The organism is Neisseria sp. HMSC061B04 (assembly GCF_001836705.1).
GTDB lineage: Bacteria > Pseudomonadota > Gammaproteobacteria > Burkholderiales > Neisseriaceae > Neisseria.
On the sequence record NZ_KV830197.1, the window covers coordinates 1 to 18,660 of the forward strand.

General features: G+C 43.9%; 32 protein-coding genes and 2 pseudogenes. 29 read left to right on the forward strand and 5 right to left on the reverse strand.

All coding sequences use genetic code 11. The features are described 5' to 3' along the window. Window positions 1-51 precede the first annotated feature (51 nt). From rpsJ to rplQ, 29 genes are all read left to right on the forward strand, one after another. Complete coding sequence (gene rpsJ, locus HMPREF2661_RS07005; protein WP_002642322.1) at window positions 52-363, forward strand: 30S ribosomal protein S10; 312 nt, start codon at window positions 52-54, stop codon at window positions 361-363. A 249-nt stretch (window positions 364-612) separates the two neighbouring features. Further along, the gene (rplC, locus tag HMPREF2661_RS07010; protein WP_003749272.1) at window positions 613-1,257 is read left to right on the forward strand and encodes a 50S ribosomal protein L3; all 645 of its coding nucleotides are present in this window, start codon (window positions 613-615) and stop codon (window positions 1,255-1,257) included. Then, window positions 1,257-1,877, forward strand: coding sequence for a 50S ribosomal protein L4 (rplD, locus tag HMPREF2661_RS07015; protein WP_003684798.1), 621 nt, complete (start codon window positions 1,257-1,259; stop codon window positions 1,875-1,877). Before rplC ends, rplD begins: the two co-directional genes overlap by 1 nt. Next, window positions 1,874-2,188: a 50S ribosomal protein L23 gene (rplW, locus tag HMPREF2661_RS07020; RefSeq protein ID WP_003749274.1), complete on the forward strand. Its 315-nt coding sequence runs from the start codon at window positions 1,874-1,876 to the stop codon at window positions 2,186-2,188. Before rplD ends, rplW begins: the two co-directional genes overlap by 4 nt. A 5-nt stretch (window positions 2,189-2,193) precedes the next feature. Then, window positions 2,194-3,027: a 50S ribosomal protein L2 gene (gene rplB / locus HMPREF2661_RS07025; RefSeq protein WP_003684813.1), complete on the forward strand. Its 834-nt coding sequence runs from the start codon at window positions 2,194-2,196 to the stop codon at window positions 3,025-3,027. A 5-nt stretch (window positions 3,028-3,032) separates the two neighbouring features. Continuing rightward, window positions 3,033-3,311 (forward strand): 30S ribosomal protein S19, encoded by a 279-nt coding sequence (gene rpsS, locus HMPREF2661_RS07030; RefSeq protein ID WP_002215422.1) that lies wholly within the window; start codon window positions 3,033-3,035, stop codon window positions 3,309-3,311. Window positions 3,312-3,319: 8 nt separating this feature from the next. Further along, window positions 3,320-3,649 (forward strand): 50S ribosomal protein L22, encoded by a 330-nt coding sequence (rplV, locus tag HMPREF2661_RS07035; protein WP_003749277.1) that lies wholly within the window; start codon window positions 3,320-3,322, stop codon window positions 3,647-3,649. Window positions 3,650-3,658: 9 nt separating this feature from the next. Then, window positions 3,659-4,351 carry a 30S ribosomal protein S3 gene (gene rpsC / locus HMPREF2661_RS07040; RefSeq protein WP_003684753.1) on the forward strand — a complete coding sequence of 231 codons (693 nt, stop codon included), beginning with the start codon at window positions 3,659-3,661 and terminating at the stop codon, window positions 4,349-4,351. Next, entirely contained in the window at window positions 4,335-4,751 is a 417-nt protein-coding gene (gene rplP, locus HMPREF2661_RS07045) for a 50S ribosomal protein L16 (protein ID WP_003749279.1), read from the forward strand. The genes rpsC and rplP overlap by 17 nt, the downstream gene beginning before the upstream one ends. Then, window positions 4,751-4,942 carry a 50S ribosomal protein L29 gene (rpmC, locus tag HMPREF2661_RS07050; protein WP_003684705.1) on the forward strand — a complete coding sequence of 64 codons (192 nt, stop codon included), beginning with the start codon at window positions 4,751-4,753 and terminating at the stop codon, window positions 4,940-4,942. Before rplP ends, rpmC begins: the two co-directional genes overlap by 1 nt. Next, on the forward strand, window positions 4,942-5,205 hold the full coding sequence (rpsQ, locus tag HMPREF2661_RS07055) for a 30S ribosomal protein S17 (RefSeq protein WP_003749281.1): 264 nt from the start codon (window positions 4,942-4,944) through the stop codon (window positions 5,203-5,205). The genes rpmC and rpsQ overlap by 1 nt, the downstream gene beginning before the upstream one ends. Window positions 5,206-5,432: 227 nt before the next feature. Continuing rightward, on the forward strand, window positions 5,433-5,801 hold the full coding sequence (gene rplN, locus HMPREF2661_RS07060) for a 50S ribosomal protein L14 (RefSeq protein WP_002215434.1): 369 nt from the start codon (window positions 5,433-5,435) through the stop codon (window positions 5,799-5,801). 11 nt (window positions 5,802-5,812) lie between these two features. Then, entirely contained in the window at window positions 5,813-6,136 is a 324-nt protein-coding gene (rplX, locus tag HMPREF2661_RS07065) for a 50S ribosomal protein L24 (protein ID WP_003684754.1), read from the forward strand. 9 nt (window positions 6,137-6,145) lie between these two features. After that, entirely contained in the window at window positions 6,146-6,685 is a 540-nt protein-coding gene (gene rplE / locus HMPREF2661_RS07070) for a 50S ribosomal protein L5 (RefSeq protein ID WP_003684750.1), read from the forward strand. Window positions 6,686-6,687: 2 nt separating this feature from the next. Further along, window positions 6,688-6,993: a 30S ribosomal protein S14 gene (gene rpsN / locus HMPREF2661_RS07075; protein ID WP_003684736.1), complete on the forward strand. Its 306-nt coding sequence runs from the start codon at window positions 6,688-6,690 to the stop codon at window positions 6,991-6,993. A gap of 14 nt (window positions 6,994-7,007) precedes the next feature. Next, window positions 7,008-7,400, forward strand: a complete 393-nt coding sequence (gene rpsH / locus HMPREF2661_RS07080; protein WP_003684738.1) for a 30S ribosomal protein S8 — start codon at window positions 7,008-7,010, stop codon at window positions 7,398-7,400. A gap of 13 nt (window positions 7,401-7,413) precedes the next feature. After that, on the forward strand, window positions 7,414-7,947 hold the full coding sequence (gene rplF / locus HMPREF2661_RS07085; protein WP_003749285.1) for a 50S ribosomal protein L6: 534 nt from the start codon (window positions 7,414-7,416) through the stop codon (window positions 7,945-7,947). A 13-nt stretch (window positions 7,948-7,960) separates the two neighbouring features. Next, window positions 7,961-8,314, forward strand: a complete 354-nt coding sequence (gene rplR, locus HMPREF2661_RS07090; RefSeq protein WP_003749287.1) for a 50S ribosomal protein L18 — start codon at window positions 7,961-7,963, stop codon at window positions 8,312-8,314. A gap of 17 nt (window positions 8,315-8,331) precedes the next feature. Next, a complete protein-coding gene (rpsE, locus tag HMPREF2661_RS07095; RefSeq protein ID WP_003684704.1) occupies window positions 8,332-8,850 on the forward strand; it encodes a 30S ribosomal protein S5 in 519 nt (172 codons plus the stop codon). After that, a complete protein-coding gene (rpmD, locus tag HMPREF2661_RS07100) occupies window positions 8,843-9,028 on the forward strand; it encodes a 50S ribosomal protein L30 (protein ID WP_003684808.1) in 186 nt (61 codons plus the stop codon). Before rpsE ends, rpmD begins: the two co-directional genes overlap by 8 nt. A 1-nt stretch (window position 9,029) precedes the next feature. Then, window positions 9,030-9,464, forward strand: coding sequence for a 50S ribosomal protein L15 (gene rplO / locus HMPREF2661_RS07105; protein ID WP_003749291.1), 435 nt, complete (start codon window positions 9,030-9,032; stop codon window positions 9,462-9,464). A gap of 13 nt (window positions 9,465-9,477) precedes the next feature. Continuing rightward, the gene (gene secY, locus HMPREF2661_RS07110) at window positions 9,478-10,791 is read left to right on the forward strand and encodes a preprotein translocase subunit SecY (protein ID WP_049323404.1); all 1,314 of its coding nucleotides are present in this window, start codon (window positions 9,478-9,480) and stop codon (window positions 10,789-10,791) included. Window positions 10,792-10,795: 4 nt separating this feature from the next. Further along, window positions 10,796-11,014 carry a translation initiation factor IF-1 gene (gene infA / locus HMPREF2661_RS07115; protein ID WP_003684714.1) on the forward strand — a complete coding sequence of 73 codons (219 nt, stop codon included), beginning with the start codon at window positions 10,796-10,798 and terminating at the stop codon, window positions 11,012-11,014. Between the two features lie 18 nt (window positions 11,015-11,032). Beyond that, window positions 11,033-11,146 (forward strand): 50S ribosomal protein L36, encoded by a 114-nt coding sequence (rpmJ, locus tag HMPREF2661_RS11215; protein WP_003697674.1) that lies wholly within the window; start codon window positions 11,033-11,035, stop codon window positions 11,144-11,146. A gap of 67 nt (window positions 11,147-11,213) precedes the next feature. Continuing rightward, on the forward strand, window positions 11,214-11,576 hold the full coding sequence (rpsM, locus tag HMPREF2661_RS07120) for a 30S ribosomal protein S13 (RefSeq protein WP_003749295.1): 363 nt from the start codon (window positions 11,214-11,216) through the stop codon (window positions 11,574-11,576). Window positions 11,577-11,595: 19 nt separating this feature from the next. Next, window positions 11,596-11,991 (forward strand): 30S ribosomal protein S11, encoded by a 396-nt coding sequence (rpsK, locus tag HMPREF2661_RS07125; RefSeq protein WP_002216249.1) that lies wholly within the window; start codon window positions 11,596-11,598, stop codon window positions 11,989-11,991. Window positions 11,992-12,010: 19 nt separating this feature from the next. Further along, a complete protein-coding gene (gene rpsD, locus HMPREF2661_RS07130; protein ID WP_070822961.1) occupies window positions 12,011-12,631 on the forward strand; it encodes a 30S ribosomal protein S4 in 621 nt (206 codons plus the stop codon). A gap of 25 nt (window positions 12,632-12,656) precedes the next feature. After that, a complete protein-coding gene (gene rpoA, locus HMPREF2661_RS07135) occupies window positions 12,657-13,643 on the forward strand; it encodes a DNA-directed RNA polymerase subunit alpha (protein WP_003749298.1) in 987 nt (328 codons plus the stop codon). 24 nt (window positions 13,644-13,667) lie between these two features. After that, window positions 13,668-14,042, forward strand: coding sequence for a 50S ribosomal protein L17 (gene rplQ, locus HMPREF2661_RS07140; RefSeq protein ID WP_003684792.1), 375 nt, complete (start codon window positions 13,668-13,670; stop codon window positions 14,040-14,042). A gap of 211 nt (window positions 14,043-14,253) precedes the next feature. On the opposite strand, the gene cas2 is transcribed toward rplQ, so the two are convergent. From cas2 to lysS, 5 genes and pseudogenes are all read right to left on the reverse strand, one after another. After that, window positions 14,254-14,568, reverse strand: coding sequence for a CRISPR-associated endonuclease Cas2 (gene cas2 / locus HMPREF2661_RS07145; RefSeq protein WP_049323409.1), 315 nt, complete (start codon window positions 14,566-14,568; stop codon window positions 14,254-14,256). Continuing rightward, window positions 14,561-14,769: pseudogene (locus HMPREF2661_RS11670) on the reverse strand (type II CRISPR-associated endonuclease Cas1); the annotation flags it as partial. The pseudogene HMPREF2661_RS11670 and the gene cas2, both read right to left, overlap by 8 nt. Beyond that, window positions 14,758-15,285, reverse strand: a pseudogene (locus HMPREF2661_RS07150) (type II CRISPR RNA-guided endonuclease Cas9); the annotation flags it as partial. The pseudogenes HMPREF2661_RS11670 and HMPREF2661_RS07150, both read right to left, overlap by 12 nt. Before the next feature lie 102 nt (window positions 15,286-15,387). Beyond that, window positions 15,388-16,812 (reverse strand): alanine/glycine:cation symporter family protein, encoded by a 1,425-nt coding sequence (locus HMPREF2661_RS07155; protein ID WP_070822963.1) that lies wholly within the window; start codon window positions 16,810-16,812, stop codon window positions 15,388-15,390. A 262-nt stretch (window positions 16,813-17,074) separates the two neighbouring features. After that, on the reverse strand, window positions 17,075-18,586 hold the full coding sequence (lysS, locus tag HMPREF2661_RS07160) for a lysine--tRNA ligase (RefSeq protein WP_049323415.1): 1,512 nt from the start codon (window positions 18,584-18,586) through the stop codon (window positions 17,075-17,077). Between the last annotated feature and the right edge of the window lie 74 nt (window positions 18,587-18,660).

Below are 18,660 nucleotides of genomic sequence, written 5' to 3' on the forward strand. Positions count from 1 at the left end.
AGGTGCAGGTGTGGTTTCTTCTATTATCGCTTAATTGAGGGATATTGATAAATGGCAAACCAAAAAATCCGTATCCGCCTAAAAGCTTATGACTACAGTCTGATTGACCGTTCTGCGCAAGAAATCGTTGAAACTGCTAAACGCACTGGTGCTGTTGTTAAAGGTCCGATTCCTTTGCCAACTAAAATCGAACGTTTCAACATTTTGCGTTCTCCTCACGTGAACAAAACTTCTCGTGAACAATTGGAAATCCGCACCCACTTGCGTCTGATGGACATTGTGGACTGGACTGATAAAACTACTGATGCATTGATGAAACTGGATCTTCCAGCAGGTGTAGATGTAGAAATTAAAGTTCAATAAGAACTGGAAAACCGAACAGCTTAGCTGTTCGGTTTTTTATAAAATTCTTAGGCCGTCTGAAAATTTCTGATATTTTGTAGTATTCTCCAGAAAAAAAGAGGGGCTTAAGAAGTTAAATTGAAATTTTTGTTGATATTTCTTTGAGTTGTCAATTATAATGGCGGACTTGGTACATCCGTATCAAGTTTAACTTTGTCTGAAAGGCAGGCCAATCGTAGCCCGCCCCTTTACTTAAAAAGGAAAATAATCATGACTTTAGGTCTGGTTGGACGCAAAGTTGGTATGACTCGCGTGTTCGACGAACAGGGTGTTTCTGTTCCGGTAACTGTTTTGGATATGTCTGCCAACCGCGTTACACAAGTAAAATCCAAAGATACTGACGGCTACACTGCTGTACAAGTTACCTTTGGTCAGAAAAAAGCTAATCGTGTCAACAAAGCTGAGGCTGGTCACTTTGCGAAAGCAGGTGTTGAAGCCGGCCGTGGTTTGGTTGAATTTGCTTTGACTGAAGAGAAATTGGCTGAATTGAAAGCCGGTGATGAAATTACCGTTTCCATGTTTGAAGTTGGTCAATTAGTGGATGTAACCGGCACCTCTAAAGGTAAAGGTTTCTCTGGTACGATCAAACGTCATAACTTCGGTGCTCAACGTACTTCCCACGGTAACTCCCGTTCACACCGTGTTCCTGGTTCTATCGGTATGGCACAAGACCCTGGTCGAGTGTTCCCTGGTAAACGTATGGCAGGTCAATACGGTAACACTAAAGCAACTGTTCAAAAATTGGAAGTTGTACGTGTTGATGCTGAACGCCAACTCTTGTTGGTTAAAGGTGCTGTTCCGGGTTCGGTTAACAGCGACGTCGTGGTTCGTCCTAGCGTGAAAGTAGGTGCGTAATGGAATTGAAAGTAATTGACGCTAAAGGACAAGTATCTGGCAGCTTGGCTGTTTCTGATGCTTTGTTTGCTCGTGAATACAATGAAGCTCTGGTTCACCAACTGGTTACTGCTTATTTGGCAAATGCCCGTTCTGGTAACCGTGCTCAAAAAACTCGTGCCGAAGTAAACCACTCTACTAAAAAACCATGGCGCCAAAAAGGTACCGGCCGTGCTCGTTCCGGTATGACTTCTTCTCCGCTGTGGCGTAAAGGTGGTCGTGCATTCCCAAACAAACCTGACGAAAACTTTACTCAAAAAGTGAACCGTAAAATGTACCGTGCCGGTATGGCGACTATTTTGTCCCAATTAGCTCGTGACGAACGTTTGTTTGCAATCGAAGCATTGACTGCTGAAACTCCTAAAACTAAAGTTTTTGCCGAACAAGTGAAAAACTTGGGTTTGGAGCAAGTTCTGTTTGTAACTAAACAGCTCGACGAGAATGTTTACTTGGCTTCACGCAACTTGCCTAACGTATTGGTTTTGGAAGCCCAACAAGTTGATCCTTACAGCTTGCTGCGTTACAAAAAAGTCGTTATCACTAAAGATGCAGTTGCACAATTAGAGGAGCAATGGGTATGAATCAACAACGTTTGACTCAAGTAATCTTGGCACCTATCGTTTCTGAAAAAAGCAACGTATTGGCTGAAAAACGTAACCAAATGACGTTTAAAGTTTTGGCAAATGCAACCAAACCTGAAATTAAAGCAGCAGTTGAGTTGCTGTTCGGTGTTCAAGTTGCAGACGTTACTACTGTTACCATTAAAGGTAAAATTAAACGTTTTGGTCGCACTTTAGGTCGTCGCAGCGATGTTAAAAAGGCTTACGTAAGCCTGGCTGCCGGTCAAGAGTTGGATTTGGAAGCCGCTGCTGCAGCTGCAGATAAGGAATAAACAAAATGGCAATCGTTAAAATGAAGCCGACCTCTGCAGGCCGTCGCGGCATGGTTCGCGTGGTAACAGAAGGTTTGCACAAAGGTGCACCTTATGCACCTCTGCTGGAAAAGAAAAATTCTACTGCCGGTCGTAACAACAATGGTCATATCACTACCCGCCATAAAGGTGGTGGTCATAAACACCATTACCGTGTTGTAGATTTTAAACGTAACAAAGACGGTATCCCTGCAAAAGTGGAGCGTATCGAGTATGACCCTAACCGTACTGCATTTATCGCATTGTTGTGCTATGCAGATGGTGAACGTCGCTACATCATTGCTCCTCGTGGTATTCAAGCCGGCGCAGTATTAGTTTCCGGTGCTGAAGCTGCTATCAAAGTAGGTAACACTCTGCCGATTCGCAATATTCCAGTTGGTACAACTATTCACTGTATCGAAATGAAACCAGGTAAAGGTGCACAAATTGCTCGTTCAGCTGGTGCTTCTGCGGTATTGCTTGCAAAAGAAGGTGCTTACGCTCAAGTTCGTTTGCGTTCTGGTGAAGTGCGCAAAATTAGCGTGAATTGCCGTGCAACTATTGGTGAGGTTGGTAACGAAGAACAAAGCCTGAAAAAAATCGGCAAAGCTGGTGCTAACCGCTGGCGTGGTATTCGTCCGACCGTTCGTGGTGTTGTCATGAACCCTGTCGATCACCCACATGGTGGTGGTGAAGGCCGTACTGGTGAAGCTCGCGAACCGGTTAGCCCATGGGGTACTCCTGCTAAGGGCTACCGCACTCGTAATAACAAACGCACGGATAACATGATTGTTCGTCGTCGTTACTCAAATAAAGGTTAATTAGTATGGCTCGTTCATTAAAAAAAGGCCCATATGTAGACCTGCATTTGCTGAAAAAAGTAGATGCTGCTCGTGCAAGCAACGACAAACGCCCAATTAAAACTTGGTCACGTCGTTCTACCATTTTGCCTGATTTCATTGGTCTGACTATCGCTGTACATAACGGTCGCACTCACGTGCCTGTGTTTATCAGTGACAACATGGTTGGTCATAAATTAGGTGAGTTCTCATTGACCCGTACCTTTAAAGGCCACTTGGCCGATAAAAAGGCTAAAAAGAAATAAGGTGAATCATGAGAGTAAGTGCACAACATAAAAATGCCCGTATTTCAGCTCAAAAGGCTCGCTTGGTAGCTGATTTGATTCGTGGTAAAGACGTTGCCCAAGCTTTGAATATCTTGGCATTCAGCCCTAAAAAAGGTGCTGAGCTAATTAAAAAAGTATTGGAATCAGCAATCGCTAATGCCGAGCACAACAATGGTGCTGACATTGACGAACTGAAAGTGGTAACTATCTTTGTTGACAAAGGCCCAAGCTTGAAACGTTTCCAAGCTCGTGCCAAAGGTCGCGGTAACCGCATCGAGAAACAAACTTGTCATATTAATGTGACAGTGGGCAACTAAGGAAAAGCTATGGGACAAAAGATTAACCCTACAGGCTTTCGCCTGGCGGTAACTAAAGACTGGGCTTCAAAATGGTTTGCTAAAAGCACCGACTTTTCAACTGTTTTGAAACAAGATATTGATGTTCGTAATTACTTGCGCAAAAAATTGGCAAATGCTTCAGTTGGTCGCGTAGTAATCGAACGTCCTGCTAAATCTGCACGTATCACTATCCACTCTGCTCGTCCAGGTGTGGTTATTGGTAAAAAAGGTGAGGATATCGAAATCTTGAAACGTGACTTGCAAGCTCTGATGGGTGTGCCAGTTCATGTAAATATTGAAGAGATTCGCCGTCCTGAGTTGGATGCGCAAATTATTGCTGATGGTATTGCTCAGCAACTTGAAAAACGCGTCCAATTCCGTCGTGCAATGAAACGTGCAATGCAAAATGCAATGCGTTCTGGTGCCAAAGGCATCAAGATCATGACTTCAGGCCGTCTGAATGGTGCTGATATCGCTCGTAGCGAATGGTACCGTGAAGGTCGCGTACCTTTGCATACTTTGCGTGCAAATGTAGATTATGCAACTAGCGAAGCGCACACTACTTATGGTGTACTGGGTCTGAAAGTTTGGGTTTATACAGAAGGTAATATTAAATCTTCTAAACCTGAGCATGAGAAGAAACAAAGAAAGGCAGGTGGACGTAATGCTGCAGCCAACTAGACTGAAATATCGCAAGCAACAAAAAGGTCGTAACACTGGTATTGCTACTCGCGGTAACAAAGTAAGTTTCGGTGAGTTCGGTTTGAAAGCCGTAGGCCGTGGTCGTTTGACTGCCCGCCAAATCGAAGCTGCTCGTCGTACTATGACTCGTCATATTAAACGTGGCGGTCGCATTTGGATTCGTGTATTCCCTGATAAACCAATTACTGAGAAACCTATCCAGGTTCGTATGGGTGGCGGTAAAGGTAATGTGGAATATTACATTGCTGAAATTAAACCAGGCAAAGTATTGTACGAAATGGACGGTGTTCCTGAGTCTTTGGCTCGTGAAGCATTTGAATTGGCCGCTGCCAAATTGCCTATTCCTACAACCTTTGTGGTAAGACAGGTGGGTCAATAATGAAAGCAAATGAATTGAAAGACAAATCTATTGAGCAATTAAACTCTGATTTGTTGGACTTGTTGAAAGCTCAGTTTGGCTTGCGCATGCAAAATGCAACCGGTCAGTTGGGTAAATCTAGCGAGTTGAAACGTGTACGTCGCGATATTGCTCGTATTAAAACCATTTTAACTGAAAAAGGTGCTAAGTAATGAGCGAAGCTAAAAATGTTCGTACTTTGCAAGGCAAAGTGGTAAGCGACAAAATGGACAAAACTGTTACAGTATTGGTTGAGCGTAAAGTTAAACACCCTCTGTACGGTAAAATCATTCGTTTATCAACTAAAATCCATGCACATGATGAAAGCAATCAATATGGCATCGGTGACGTAGTGGTAATCGAGGAGTCTCGTCCTTTGTCAAAAACCAAGTCTTGGGTTGTCAAAGAATTGGTTGAGAAAGCACGTACTGTTTGATTTAAAATACAGTAATGCAGCTTAATAAGAAACGAAGTCTTGCAGCAAAATTAATTTGCGTGTAAACTTCGTTTCTTATCTTCCAGCTTCTTATGGAAGTTTCTCTCCCTTCGGGATCCAAGACTGGTTTACTAGAACCGTGATGGTTTCATTTAATAAGCAGCTTAAAGTAAGGTGCGAGTTATATGAAAGTGGTAAATTAAGTTGGTTAATTTAAAGGTACTAATATGATTCAAATGCAGACCATCTTAGATGTGGCTGATAACTCTGGTGCGCGTCGCGTGATGTGTATCAAGGTATTAGGCGGATCTAAGCGTCGCTACGCTTCTGTTGGCGATATTATTAAAGTTGCAGTTAAAGATGCAGCCCCACGTGGTCGTGTCAAAAAAGGTGATGTATACAATGCGGTAGTTGTTCGTACTGCTAAGGGTGTGCGTCGTCCTGATGGTGCGCTAATTAAATTTGATAACAACGCCGCTGTGTTATTAAATAATAAACTTGAACCTCTGGGTACTCGTATTTTTGGCCCGGTAACCCGTGAATTGCGTACTGAGCGATTTATGAAAATCGTTTCATTGGCGCCTGAAGTATTATAAGGAATAGCGCGATGAATAAAATCATTAAAGGCGATCAGGTTGTAGTGATTACCGGTAAAGATAAAGGTAAGCAAGGTCAAGTAGTTCGAGTGTTGGGTGATAAAGTTGTTGTTGAAGGTGTGAATGTTGTGAAACGCCATCAAAAACCTAATCCAATGCGTGGTATTGAGGGTGGCATTATTACTAAAGAAATGCCTTTGGATATTTCTAATATTGCAATCCTGAATCCGGAAACTAATAAAGCAGACCGTGTTGGTATTAAGCTGATTGAAAATGAAGGCAAAGTTAAACGCGTTCGTTTCTTCAAATCAAATGGCTCTATCATTGGAGCATAAGGAGATAACATGGCTCGTTTGAGAGAGTTTTATAAAGATACAGTTGTTCCTGAGTTGGTTAAACAATTTGGTTACAAATCAGTAATGGAAGTTCCACGTATTGAGAAAATCACCTTGAATATGGGTGTGGGTGAAGCTGTTGCTGATAAAAAAGTTATGGAGCACGCTGTTTCTGATTTAGAGAAAATTGCTGGTCAAAAGCCAGTTGTTACTGTTGCTCGTAAATCTATCGCGGGTTTTAAAATCCGTGATAACTATCCAGTTGGTTGCAAAGTAACATTGCGTCGTGATCAAATGTTTGAATTCTTGGATCGTTTGATTACTATTGCGTTGCCTCGCGTACGTGACTTCCGTGGTGTAAGCGGTAAATCATTTGATGGTCGTGGCAATTACAATATGGGCGTTCGTGAGCAAATTATTTTCCCGGAAATTGAATACGATAAAATCGATGCTTTGCGTGGTTTGAATATTACTATTACAACTACTGCAAAAACTGATGAAGAAGCGAAAGCTTTGTTGTCACTATTCAAGTTTCCGTTTAAAGGATAATCATGGCTAAGAAAGCACTTATTAATCGTGAGCTGAAACGTCAAGCATTGGCGAAAAAGTTTGCAGCTAAACGTGAGGCAATTTTCGCTGTTATTAATGATGCTAATGCGACTGAAGAAGAACGCTTTGAAGCACGTTTGAAATTTCAATCCATTCCTCGTAATGCAGCACCTGTACGTCAACGTCGTCGTTGTGCTTTAACAGGTCGTCCTCGTGGCACTTTCCGTAAATTTGGTTTGGGCCGTATTAAGATCCGTGAAATCGCTATGCGTGGCGAGATCCCTGGTGTTGTTAAAGCTAGCTGGTAATAGGAGTATAAATAATGAGTATGCATGATCCTATTTCCGATATGTTGACTCGTATTCGCAATGCGCAACGTGCTAATAAAGCAGCAGTTGCCATGCCTTCCTCTAAACTGAAATGTGCAATTGCAAAAGTTCTGAAAGAAGAAGGTTATATCGAGGATTTTGCGGTTTCTGCTGATGCAAAACCGGTATTGGAAATTCAATTGAAATACTATGCAGGTCGTCCTGTGATTGAGCAAATTAAACGTGTTTCACGTCCAGGTTTGCGTATTTACAAAGCATCAAGTGAGATCCCTAGCGTAATGAATGGCCTGGGTGTCGCTATTGTTAGTACTTCTAAAGGTGTAATGACTGATCGCAAAGCCCGTTCTGAGGGTGTTGGTGGTGAGTTGTTGTGCATCGTAGCCTAGTGGAGAAATGTAAATGTCACGCGTCGCAAAAAACCCAGTGACTGTTCCTGCTGGTGTAGAAGTAAAATTCGGAACAGATGCATTGGTAATCAAAGGTAAACATGGCGAATTGTCCTTTCCTTTGCATTCCGATGTTGCTATTGAACTAAACGATGGTAAATTGACTTTTGCTGCAAAAAATGACAGTAAACAGGCTAATGCTATGTCTGGTACTGCTCGTGCATTGGTTAATAACATGGTTAAGGGTGTTTCTGAAGGTTTTGAGAAAAAACTTCAATTGATTGGTGTGGGTTATCGTGCCCAAGCGCAAGGCAAAGTTTTGAACTTGTCTTTGGGTTTCTCTCATCCAATCGTATACGAAATGCCTGAAGGTGTTTCCGTTCAAACTCCTAGCCAAACAGAAATCGTTTTGACTGGTGCAGATAAACAAGTGGTTGGCCAAGTCGCTGCTGAAATTCGTGCATTCCGTTCTCCTGAACCTTATAAAGGCAAAGGTGTTCGTTATGTAGGTGAAGTAGTAGTGATGAAAGAAGCCAAGAAAAAATAATTGAGGTTCACTAATGGATAAACATACAACCCGACTCCGTCGTGCACGCAAAACCCGTGCGCGTATTGCGGACTTGAAAATGGTAAGATTATGTGTGTTCCGCAGCAATAATCATATTTATGCTCAAGTAATTAGTGCTGAAGGTGATAAAGTATTGGCTCAAGCCTCTACATTGGAAGCTGAAGTACGTAGTAGCCTGAAATCAGGTAGCAACGTTGAAGCAGCAGCTGTAGTTGGTAAGCGTATTGCTGAAAAAGCTAAAGCAGTAGGTGTTGAAAAAGTTGCTTTTGACCGTTCAGGTTTCCAATATCACGGTCGTGTGAAAGCTTTGGCTGAAGCTGCACGTGAAAATGGTTTAAGCTTCTAATATTTGGAGACTTTCAGATGGCAAAACATGAAATTGAAGAACGCGGTGACGGCCTGATTGAAAAGATGGTCGCAGTTAATCGCGTGACTAAAGTAGTTAAAGGTGGCCGTATCATGGCTTTCTCTGCACTGACTGTTGTTGGTGATGGTGATGGTCGCATCGGTATGGGTAAGGGTAAATCAAAAGAAGTGCCAGTTGCTGTTCAAAAAGCAATGGATCAAGCACGCCGCTCTATGATTAAAGTACCTTTGAAAAATGGTACTATTCATCATGAAGTTATTGGTCGTCATGGCGCTACTAAAGTATTTATGCAACCTGCTAAAGAAGGTAGCGGTGTAAAAGCTGGTGGTCCAATGCGTTTAGTATTTGATGCTATGGGTATCCATAACATCTCAGCTAAAGTGCATGGTTCTACTAACCCTTACAATATTGTACGTGCTACATTAGACGGTTTGTCTAAACTGTATACCCCTGCTGATATTGCCGCTAAACGTGGCTTGACAGTAGAAGATATTTTGGGAGCTAACCATGACTGAGCAAAAAAAGATTAAAGTTACATTGGTTAAGAGCCTGATCGGTACAATTGAATCTCATCGTGCTTGTGCTCGTGGCTTAGGTTTGCGTCGTCGTGAGCATACAGTAGAGGTTTTGGATACCCCTGAAAACCGTGGTATGATTAATAAAATCAGCTACTTGTTGAAAGTGGAGTCTTAATATGTTTTTGAATACTATTCAACCTGCTGAGGGTGCTACTCACGCTAGTCGTCGTGTAGGCCGTGGTATTGGTAGTGGCCTGGGTAAGACAGGTGGTCGTGGCCATAAAGGTCAAAAAAGCCGTGCTGGCGGTTTCCACAAGGTAGGTTTTGAAGGTGGTCAAATGCCTTTGCAACGTCGCCTGCCTAAGCGTGGTTTCAAATCTTTGACTGCTGCCGCTAATGCTGAAGTTCGTTTGAGTGAGTTGAATCTGATTGCTGTAAACGAAATTGATGTTTTGGTTCTTAAACAAGCTGGTCTGATTCCTGCGACTGCTTCTAATGTAAAAGTTATTGCTTCTGGTGAAATTTCAAAAGCGGTTACCTTGAAAGGTGTAAAAGCTACTAAAGGTGCTAAAGCTGCAATTGAAGCTGCTGGTGGCAAAGTAGAAGAATAAGGCTTGCACTATAGTGGCTAATCAACAATCTTTATCAGGATTATCCAAATTTGGAGATCTGAAAAAACGTCTAGTGTTTCTATTAGGAGCTTTAGTCGTTTTCCGTATTGGTGCTCATATACCGGTACCGGGCGTAGATGCTGTTGCATTAGCTAAGTTATACGAAGGCGCTGCAAACGGCATATTCGGAATGTTAAATATGTTCTCGGGTGGTTCGTTGGAGCGCTTTAGTATATTTGCAATTGGTATCATGCCTTATATTTCATCGTCGATTATTGTTCAGCTTGCTTCAGAGATCATTCCTTCTTTAAAAGCTTTAAAAAAGGAAGGTGAAGCTGGTCGGAAAATAATTACGAAATATACTAGGTATGGGACGGTATTATTGGCTGTATTACAAAGCTTTGGTGTTGCAACATTTGTTTATCAACAAGGAGTTGTTGTAACAAGTTCGCTTGAGTTTCATATTTCTACAGTAGTCTGTTTGGTTACAGGTACGATGTTTTTGATGTGGTTGGGGGAGCAGATTACCGAGCGTGGTATCGGTAATGGTATTTCCTTAATTATTACAGCAGGTATTGTATCGGGTATTCCATCTGGTATTGTTCGGTTGTTGACTTTGACTGAACAAGGCTCTATGAGTATGTTAATGGCAGTATCTATTGTTATTGGTATTTTGCTGTTGATCTATGCTGTAGTATATTTTGAAAGTGCTCAGCGTAAGGTTCCTGTGCATTATGCTAAAAGGCAATTTGGCTCTGGAATGATGCCAGGACAAAGCATTCATATGCCGTTCAAGCTAAATATGGCCGGTGTTATTCCTCCTATTTTTGCTTCCAGTATTATTCTCTTTCCATCTACTCTTTTAGGTTGGTTTGGTTCAAATAGTACGAATTCTATTCTTCACAAGGTTGCTGCAATGCTGCAACATGGGCAGCCTTTGTATATTGTATTATTTGCAACAACTATTATCTTCTTCTGCTATTTCTATACTGCTTTAGTATTTAGTCCTAAAGAAATGGCTGAGAATTTGAAGAAAAGTGGTGCATTTGTACCTGGTATTCGCCCAGGTGAGCAAACTTCTAGATATTTGGAAAAAGTTGTACTGAGACTGACATTATTTGGTGCTTTGTATATCACTACAATCTGTCTGATACCTGAATTTTTAACGACAGCATTGAATGTGCCTTTCTATTTAGGCGGAACGTCTTTGCTTATCTTGGTTGTCGTTACAATGGATTTTAGGACGCAAATCAATTCCTACGTAATGAGTAGTCAGTATGAAGATTTGATGAGTCGTCCAGATATGAAATCTTTATCACGTAAGTAGGCTTATGGCTAAAGAAGATACCATACAGATGCAGGGTGAAATCCTTGAGACTTTGCCCAATGCAACGTTTAAAGTAAAACTGGAAAATGATCATGTAGTACTTGGTCATATATCTGGCAAAATGCGGATGCACTATATCCGTATTTCTCCAGGTGATAAGGTAACAGTTGAATTAACTCCTTATGATTTAACCCGTGCTCGGATTGTTTTCCGAGCAAGATAAACGATAAAAGGAAATAAAATGCGTGTACAACCTTCTGTAAAGAAAATTTGTCGCAATTGCAAGATTATTCGTCGTAATCGTGTAGTTCGCGTAATTTGTACTGACCCACGTCACAAACAACGTCAAGGCTAAGAAGTTAGTTTTCTTAACTCTTGATTTTGTGGTATAGTGACATACTTTGCCCTAAAAAGGAAAAAATATGGCTCGTATTGCAGGGGTAAATATCCCTAATAATGCCCATATCGTAATTGGTCTTCAGGCTATTTATGGTATTGGTGCGACTCGTGCTAAATTGATTTGTGAGGCAGCAAATATTGCTCCTACTACTAAAGCAAAAGATTTGGACGAGGCTCAATTAGACGCTTTGCGTGAGCAAGTTGCTAAATATGAAGTTGAAGGTGATTTGCGTCGTGAGGTAACGATGAGCATTAAACGACTGATGGATATGGGTTGCTATCGTGGCTTCCGTCATCGTCGTGGCTTGCCTTGTCGTGGTCAACGCACTCGCACAAATGCCCGTACCCGTAAAGGTCCGCGCAAAGCGATTGCCGGTAAGAAATAAATTTTAAGGAATTTGATTAATGGCTAAAGCAAACACAGCTTCGCGTGTACGTAAAAAAGTACGTAAAACCGTAAGCGAAGGTATTGTGCACGTTCATGCATCTTTCAACAATACCATCATTACAATCACTGACCGTCAAGGCAATGCATTGTCTTGGGCTACCTCTGGCGGCGCTGGTTTTAAAGGTTCTCGTAAAAGTACACCATTTGCAGCACAAGTTGCAGCAGAAGCAGCTGGTAAAGTTGCCCAAGAGTATGGCGTTAAAAATTTAGAAGTCCGCATTAAAGGCCCTGGCCCTGGTCGCGAATCTTCTGTACGTGCTTTAAACGCTCTTGGTTTCAAGATTACCAGCATTACTGACGTTACCCCGTTGCCTCATAACGGTTGCCGTCCGCCTAAAAAACGTCGTATTTAATATTGGAGTGATTTAAAACATGGCACGTTATATTGGCCCTAAATGTAAATTAGCACGTCGCGAAGGTACGGATCTGTTTTTGAAGAGTGCACGTCGCTCTTTGGATTCAAAATGTAAAATGGATTCTGCACCTGGTCAGCACGGTGCGAAAAAACCACGTTTGTCAGACTACGGTTTGCAATTGCGTGAAAAACAAAAAATCCGTCGTATTTATGGCGTGTTAGAACGCCAATTCCGTCGTTACTTTGCGGAAGCTGATCGTCGTAAAGGTTCTACCGGTGAATTGCTGTTGCAATTGCTGGAGTCCCGTTTGGACAATGTCGTTTATCGTATGGGTTTTGGCTCTACCCGCGCTGAAGCACGTCAATTGGTTTCTCATAAAGCTATCGTTGTAAACGGTCAGGTTGTTAATATCCCTTCTTTCCAAGTTAAAGCAGGCGATGTTGTAGCTGTTCGTGAAAAAGCTAAGAAACAAGTACGTATCCAAGAGGCATTGAGCTTGGCTACTCAAATTGGCTTGCCAAGCTGGGGATCTGTTGATGCCGACAAATTGGAAGGTGTATTCAAAAATATGCCGGATCGCTCAGAATTGTCTGGCGATATTAATGAACAGCTGGTGGTAGAGTTCTACTCTAAATAATGCTAGCTCAATGAGGGACAGTTAAATGCAAAATAGCACAACCGAATTTTTGAAACCTCGTCAAATCGATGTAGATACCTTGTCTTCTACTCGAGCTAAGGTGTCTATGCAGCCATTTGAGCGTGGTTTTGGTCATACTTTAGGTAATGCTTTGCGTCGTATCTTACTGTCATCCATGAATGGCTTTGCCCCAACTGAAGTAGTTATTTCTGGCGTATTGCACGAATACTCTACTATTGATGGTGTTCAAGAGGATGTTGTTGACGTTCTCTTGAATATCAAAGGTATCGTATTTAAGCTTCACGGTCGTAATCAAGTTCAGTTGACTTTGAAAAAAGCAGGTGCCGGTGCTGTTGTAGCCGGTGATATTGATTTGCCACATGATGTGGAAATCATCAATCCTGAACATGTTATTTGCCACTTGTCCGACAATGGTCAAATCGACATGGAAATTAAAGTAGAGCAAGGTCGTGGTTATCAATCTGTTTCAGGTCGTCGCGTATTGCGTGATGAGAACAAACAGATTGGTGCGATTCAGTTGGATGCGAGCTTTTCGCCCATCAGTCGTGTTAGCTTTGAAGTTGAACCTGCACGCGTAGAGCAACGTACGGATTTGGATAAATTGGTTTTGGATATTGAAACCAATGGTTCTATTGATCCAGAAGAAGCTGTACGTAGTGCCGCACGTATCTTAATTGACCAAATGTCTATTTTTGCAGATCTGCAAGGTACTCCGGTTGAAGAGGTTGAAGAAAAAGCGCCTCCTATCGATCCTATCTTGCTACGTCCTGTGGATGATTTGGAATTAACCGTACGTTCAGCTAATTGTCTGAAAGCTGAAGATATTTACTATATTGGCGATTTGATTCAACGTACTGAAACTGAGCTTCTCAAGACCCCTAATTTGGGTCGTAAATCTTTGAATGAGATCAAAGAAGTGTTGGCCTCTAAAGGTCTGACATTAGGTTCTAAATTAGAAGCTTGGCCGCCTGTAGGCTTAGAAAAGCCGTAAGTTTGAAGATTAAAGGATAATGACATGCGTCATCGTAATGGCAACCGCAAATTAAACCGTACTAGCAGCCACCGCGCTGCGATGCTGCGCAATATGGCGAATTCCTTGTTGACTCACGAAACCATCGTGACAACTTTGCCTAAAGCAAAAGAATTGCGCCGCGTAGTTGAGCCCTTGATTACCTTGGGTAAAAAACCTTCTTTGGCAAACCGTCGTTTGGCTTTTGACCGCACTCGCGATCGTGATGTTGTAGTTAAATTGTTTGACGAATTAGGTCCACGCTTTGCTGCTCGTAACGGCGGCTATGTTCGTGTACTGAAATACGGTTTCCGTAAAGGCGACAATGCTCCTTTGGCATTGGTTGAATTGGTTGATAAAGCAGCTGATTCTGCTGAATAAGCAAATTAATATGAAAGCACTACCTATTTAGGTAGTGCTTTTTTCATTTAGGAAGTCTCTATTTTATTTTGCAACACTACAAATTTATTGTTTCGTTCAATGGGGGGATATAGTTGTAGCTCCCTTTCTCATTTCGCAGTGCTACAATGTCTCAACGGGAAACCCTTATTATGTAAGGGTTTCCCGTTTTATTTTGTCTAAAAAAGCGGCTTTAAAATAATAATAGTTGGTCGGAATTTACCCTTTTTTCTTGGGTTTTCAGCTCTCCCAATAGTAGTTTCATGGTGGCATATTGCTTTTCTGTTACTTCCAAACAGCGGATGGAACCCTCTTGCGGCAGGTTTGCACATAGCCTATTGTAGTGTTTTTGCAACGAGTCTTGACCTTTGATAATACGGCTGTATACGGAAAGTTGGAGCATTTGGTATCCATCTTTTAATAGAAACTGGCGGAATTGATTGGTGGCTTTGCGCTTGGCCAGTAGGTTGAAGAAGACGATAATCCTTATGAATTTGGCCTCACTCATATTGGTATTCTTTCAATGGTAAGACTTCAGGTAATTCCAGCTGTTTGGCGTTTTTGTCGGCTACGCTGGCTTGAAATGAAGAAACCGTTTTGTCGATGGCAGCCAAGGTGCTGAAGTGCTGCCGTTCGATGCGGATTTGACAGTGAAGGGTCTTGATAAGGTTTTGTTTGATGCCGGGGTCAGTTCAGTCTTCAGACGGCCTGTAATGTCTTCATCGGTTTTGAATAGGGAGAATGCCGTGCCGATTTCATCTTGTAATTCGGGAGAAAGGTTTAATGGGGATTTTTTGTCTTTCAAACCTTCTTTTTCCAGCGCACGGCTGATGGCGTGGTAGGCCTTCATTTCCATCAATGTTGAGGCTTCGGCATTGTCTTTGCCGTAACGCAAGCCTTTGAAAAAGGCGGTATCTTCTAAACCCAGCAGCTTACGGGCTTGTGCGTAAGTCAGTTTAGATTTTCTGTATGGCTCGTCCATAAGCGTGGCGCGTTCGGTATTGGTCAATGGCCGCTCGCTGCCTTGCTCTAAAATACGCAGGTTGTTCAGCTTGGTCAGCCAGATGAAACGTTCGGCTGTGTAGGTGTTTTTAGCGGCTTTCAGCTCTGTCGGTTCGAAGGTGCAATGCCCCAACATTTTTTGAACAGCATCGCCTGACAAGGCAGGGCGTTGCGTCATCAGCAGGGTTTCGATACTTTCTTTAAGGCCGTCTGAAAAGATGTGCCGCAACGCTCTGCCCCTTAAGGCTTCTGCTTTAAGGGGCATCGTTTTGTCTAAATGGCAGGGATTAAAAAGGCCGTCTGAAATTTCAGACGGCCTTTGGTTTTACCAGATATCGGATTTGATTTTGCGTTTCAAGCCTGGGTGTTCAGAGAGTTTGAACTCTGGGTCTTTGCCCATTTTCAGCTTGGCTGTGTAGTCTTTCAACAGTAGGAAGGCAAGTGGGGACAGGAGCAGGATGGCAACGAGGTTAATCCATGCCATGATGCCCATGGCCATGTCTGCCATATCCCATACTAAGGGTACGTTGGCAACTGCGCCGAAGTAGACCCATGCCAAAACCAGCATACGGAAAACGGCGGTAACCAGCCAATGGCTCTTGATGAATTGGACGTTGGACTCGGCATAGGCATAGTTGCCGATAACGGTTGAAAAGGCAAACATAAACAGGATGGCAGCAAGGAAGCCCGCTCCCCATTCGCCTACCTGGCTGACGATTGCCGCTTGGGTCAGCGCCGCACCGCTCAGGTCGCCGTAAGGCTGTTGATAGGTCAAGACGATAAAGGCGGTGCATGAGCAGACGATGATGGTATCGACGAAAACGCCCAGCATTTGAATCATGCCTTGGGAGACGGGGTGTTTTACTTCGGCTGCGGCTGCGGCGTTCGGCGCGGAACCCATACCCGCCTCATTGGAATACAGGCCGCGTTTGATGCCCTGCATTATGGTGGTCGAAATCAGACCGCCGAGGAAACCGCCTGCAGCCGAATCAAAGTTGAACGCGTTGGAGAAAATCTGACCGAACACGTCAGGAATCAGGGAAATATTGGTAGCAATGATGAAGAGTGCTATGACGAGATATAAAACCGCCATCAGCGGAACGATAATTTCCGCGGCTTTAGATACGCGACGGATACCGCCGAAGATAATCGGGGCAGTCAGAATGACCAAGGCGACACCGACATAGTGTTGATCCCAGCCCCATGCCGCTTTGGTGGTATCGGCGATGGTATTGGTCTGTACGGCTTCAAATACAAAGCCGAAACAGAAAATCAGGCTCAGGGCGAACAAAATGCCCAGCCATTTTTGTCCCAGGCCTTGAGTTATGTAGTAGGCAGGACCGCCGCGGAAGTGGTGGTTGTCGTAGTCCCGGACTTTAAAGAGTTGGGCCAGTGAAGATTCGACGAACGCCGAACTCATGCCGATTAAGGCGGTTACCCACATCCAGAATACCGCGCCCGGCCCGCCGAGTTTGATGGCAATCGCCACGCCGGCGATGTTGCCCACGCCTACGCGGCTGGCCAAGCCGGTAACGAATGCTTGGAACGGTGTGATTCCGTGCGGATCATCACCTTGTTTGCGGCCGCCCAGCATTTCTTTGATACTGCGGCCGAAGAGGCGGAATTGTACAAAACCGGTGGTAATAGTGAAAAATAGGCCTGCGCCTAAAAGCATATATACCAATCCCGACCACATTGGGTCGTTGATGGCGTTTACCCAGCCGTGAAGCTGTTCGAAAAATTGATCCATACAAACCTTTCAGAGTTTCTGAATTTTCAGACGGCCTGTGTGTGGAGGCTGTCTGTAACTGGATGTATTCTAGCAGACTGTCAACAAACTGAAAAACGTTTACATATTCTTTTTTATATTATGCTTTTGATTATCATGGAATTTTATTATTATGATGTAAAGGAATTATCGATTTGAATTCTACCGTTTTACATATTTGAACAAAAAGGCCGTCTGAAAACAGAGTCTTGTTTTCAGACGGCCTTGATTTTATTTTAATGCGTTATTCGGGACGCATTTGCGGGAACAGAATCACGTCGCGGATGGTTTGCGAATCGGTCAGCAACATTACCAAGCGGTCGATACCGATGCCGCAGCCGCCGGTCGGCGGTAAACCGAATTCCATGGCGCGGATGTAGTCGGCATCGTAGTGCATGGCTTCGTCATCGCCGGCATCTTTTTGCGCCACTTGCGCTTTGAAGCGTTCGGCTTGGTCTTCCGGATCGTTCAACTCAGAGTAGCCGTTTGCCAGTTCGCGGCCGACAACGAAAAGCTCGAAGCGCTCGGTCAAACCCGGTTTGCTGTCGGATGCGCGTGCCAATGGCGACACTTCGACAGGGTAGTCGATGATGAAAGTCGGGTTCCACAGTTTGCCTTCGGCGCAACCTTCAAACAGGGCAAGTTGCAGGCTGCCGATGCCTGGAGACGGAGGCAGGCTTTCGCCGTGTTTGACGATTTCTTTTTTCAGCCATTCTTCATCGTTCAACTGCTCATCGGTGTAGTGCGGATTGTATTTTTTGATGGCACCGAGAATGGTTAAACGTTCAAACGGGCTTTCCAAATCGACTTCTTTGCCGTTGTAGCTGATTTTCGCCGTGCCGTTTACCGCGCGGGAAGCGTTGCGGATGATGTCTTCCGCCATCTGCATCATGCGCTCGTAGTCGGAGAAGGCTTCGTAGAATTCAATCATGGTGAATTCAGGGTTGTGGCGCACGGACATGCCTTCGTTGCGGAAGCTGCGGTTGATTTCAAACACGCGCTCCAAACCGCCGACCACCAAGCGTTTCAGATACAGCTCGGGAGCGATGCGCAGGTAGAGCGGAATGTCCAAAGCGTTGTGGTGGGTCACGAAAGGTTTCGCCGTTGCGCCGCCGGGAATCGGGTGCATCATCGGGGTTTCGACTTCCAAATAATGCTCGTTCACCATGAAATTGCGCACGGATTGGATGATTTGGCTGCGTTTGATGAAGGTATTGCGCGATTCTTCGTTGGCAATCAAATCGACGTAGCGTTGGCGGTATTTGGTTTCCTGATCGCTCAAACCTTTGTGTTTGTCGGGCAGAGGACGCAGGGATTTGGACAGCAGGCGGATGTTGGACACGCGCACAGTCAATTCACCGTGGTTGGTTTTGAACAAAGTGCCTTCTGCGCCGACGATGTCGCCCAAGTCCCAGTGGTTGAAGTCATCCAAGACTTCTTGGCTCACGCCTTTGTTGTTCAAATAAAGCTGGATTTGACCGGTCACGTCTTGAATGGTGGCGAAGCTGGCTTTGCCCATTTGACGTTTGAGCATCATACGGCCGGCCACTTTGACGGGAATGCCTTGCGGGTCGAGTTCTTCTTTGCTGATTTCGCCGTATTGGGTGTGCAGGTCGGCGGCAAAGCTGTCGCGTTTGAAATCGTTAGGGTAAGCGTTGCGTTCTTTGCGGATGTTGTGCAGTTTTTCGCGGCGCAGGGCGATGATTTGGTTTTCGTCCAACTGCGGCTCGATTTGAGGATTGTTTTGTTCGCTCATGATGTTTTCCGGAAAAATAAGTCAGGCTGCCCATGTGTTCAGACGGCCTGAATAAAGTGAAAAATTAGCTCTAT

What these genes read in the sequence shown, in the direction of transcription:
- rpsJ (WP_002642322.1), top strand. Translation starts at nt 52, where the DNA reads ATGGCAAACCAAAAAATCCGTATCCGCCTAAAAGCTTATGACTACAGT.
- rplC (WP_003749272.1), top strand. Translation starts at nt 613, where the DNA reads ATGACTTTAGGTCTGGTTGGACGCAAAGTTGGTATGACTCGCGTGTTC.
- rplD (WP_003684798.1), top strand. Translation starts at nt 1,257, where the DNA reads ATGGAATTGAAAGTAATTGACGCTAAAGGACAAGTATCTGGCAGCTTG.
- rplW (WP_003749274.1), top strand. Translation starts at nt 1,874, where the DNA reads ATGAATCAACAACGTTTGACTCAAGTAATCTTGGCACCTATCGTTTCT.
- rplB (WP_003684813.1), top strand. Translation starts at nt 2,194, where the DNA reads ATGGCAATCGTTAAAATGAAGCCGACCTCTGCAGGCCGTCGCGGCATG.
- rpsS (WP_002215422.1), top strand. Translation starts at nt 3,033, where the DNA reads ATGGCTCGTTCATTAAAAAAAGGCCCATATGTAGACCTGCATTTGCTG.
- rplV (WP_003749277.1), top strand. Translation starts at nt 3,320, where the DNA reads ATGAGAGTAAGTGCACAACATAAAAATGCCCGTATTTCAGCTCAAAAG.
- rpsC (WP_003684753.1), top strand. Translation starts at nt 3,659, where the DNA reads ATGGGACAAAAGATTAACCCTACAGGCTTTCGCCTGGCGGTAACTAAA.
- rplP (WP_003749279.1), top strand. Translation starts at nt 4,335, where the DNA reads ATGCTGCAGCCAACTAGACTGAAATATCGCAAGCAACAAAAAGGTCGT.
- rpmC (WP_003684705.1), top strand. Translation starts at nt 4,751, where the DNA reads ATGAAAGCAAATGAATTGAAAGACAAATCTATTGAGCAATTAAACTCT.
- rpsQ (WP_003749281.1), top strand. Translation starts at nt 4,942, where the DNA reads ATGAGCGAAGCTAAAAATGTTCGTACTTTGCAAGGCAAAGTGGTAAGC.
- rplN (WP_002215434.1), top strand. Translation starts at nt 5,433, where the DNA reads ATGATTCAAATGCAGACCATCTTAGATGTGGCTGATAACTCTGGTGCG.
- rplX (WP_003684754.1), top strand. Translation starts at nt 5,813, where the DNA reads ATGAATAAAATCATTAAAGGCGATCAGGTTGTAGTGATTACCGGTAAA.
- rplE (WP_003684750.1), top strand. Translation starts at nt 6,146, where the DNA reads ATGGCTCGTTTGAGAGAGTTTTATAAAGATACAGTTGTTCCTGAGTTG.
- rpsN (WP_003684736.1), top strand. Translation starts at nt 6,688, where the DNA reads ATGGCTAAGAAAGCACTTATTAATCGTGAGCTGAAACGTCAAGCATTG.
- rpsH (WP_003684738.1), top strand. Translation starts at nt 7,008, where the DNA reads ATGAGTATGCATGATCCTATTTCCGATATGTTGACTCGTATTCGCAAT.
- rplF (WP_003749285.1), top strand. Translation starts at nt 7,414, where the DNA reads ATGTCACGCGTCGCAAAAAACCCAGTGACTGTTCCTGCTGGTGTAGAA.
- rplR (WP_003749287.1), top strand. Translation starts at nt 7,961, where the DNA reads ATGGATAAACATACAACCCGACTCCGTCGTGCACGCAAAACCCGTGCG.
- rpsE (WP_003684704.1), top strand. Translation starts at nt 8,332, where the DNA reads ATGGCAAAACATGAAATTGAAGAACGCGGTGACGGCCTGATTGAAAAG.
- rpmD (WP_003684808.1), top strand. Translation starts at nt 8,843, where the DNA reads ATGACTGAGCAAAAAAAGATTAAAGTTACATTGGTTAAGAGCCTGATC.
- rplO (WP_003749291.1), top strand. Translation starts at nt 9,030, where the DNA reads ATGTTTTTGAATACTATTCAACCTGCTGAGGGTGCTACTCACGCTAGT.
- infA (WP_003684714.1), top strand. Translation starts at nt 10,796, where the DNA reads ATGGCTAAAGAAGATACCATACAGATGCAGGGTGAAATCCTTGAGACT.
- rpmJ (WP_003697674.1), top strand. Translation starts at nt 11,033, where the DNA reads ATGCGTGTACAACCTTCTGTAAAGAAAATTTGTCGCAATTGCAAGATT.
- rpsM (WP_003749295.1), top strand. Translation starts at nt 11,214, where the DNA reads ATGGCTCGTATTGCAGGGGTAAATATCCCTAATAATGCCCATATCGTA.
- rpsK (WP_002216249.1), top strand. Translation starts at nt 11,596, where the DNA reads ATGGCTAAAGCAAACACAGCTTCGCGTGTACGTAAAAAAGTACGTAAA.
- rpsD (WP_070822961.1), top strand. Translation starts at nt 12,011, where the DNA reads ATGGCACGTTATATTGGCCCTAAATGTAAATTAGCACGTCGCGAAGGT.
- rpoA (WP_003749298.1), top strand. Translation starts at nt 12,657, where the DNA reads ATGCAAAATAGCACAACCGAATTTTTGAAACCTCGTCAAATCGATGTA.
- rplQ (WP_003684792.1), top strand. Translation starts at nt 13,668, where the DNA reads ATGCGTCATCGTAATGGCAACCGCAAATTAAACCGTACTAGCAGCCAC.
- cas2 (WP_049323409.1), bottom strand. Translation starts at nt 14,568, where the DNA reads ATGAGTGAGGCCAAATTCATAAGGATTATCGTCTTCTTCAACCTACTG.
- HMPREF2661_RS07155 (WP_070822963.1), bottom strand. Translation starts at nt 16,812, where the DNA reads ATGGATCAATTTTTCGAACAGCTTCACGGCTGGGTAAACGCCATCAAC.
- lysS (WP_049323415.1), bottom strand. Translation starts at nt 18,586, where the DNA reads ATGAGCGAACAAAACAATCCTCAAATCGAGCCGCAGTTGGACGAAAAC.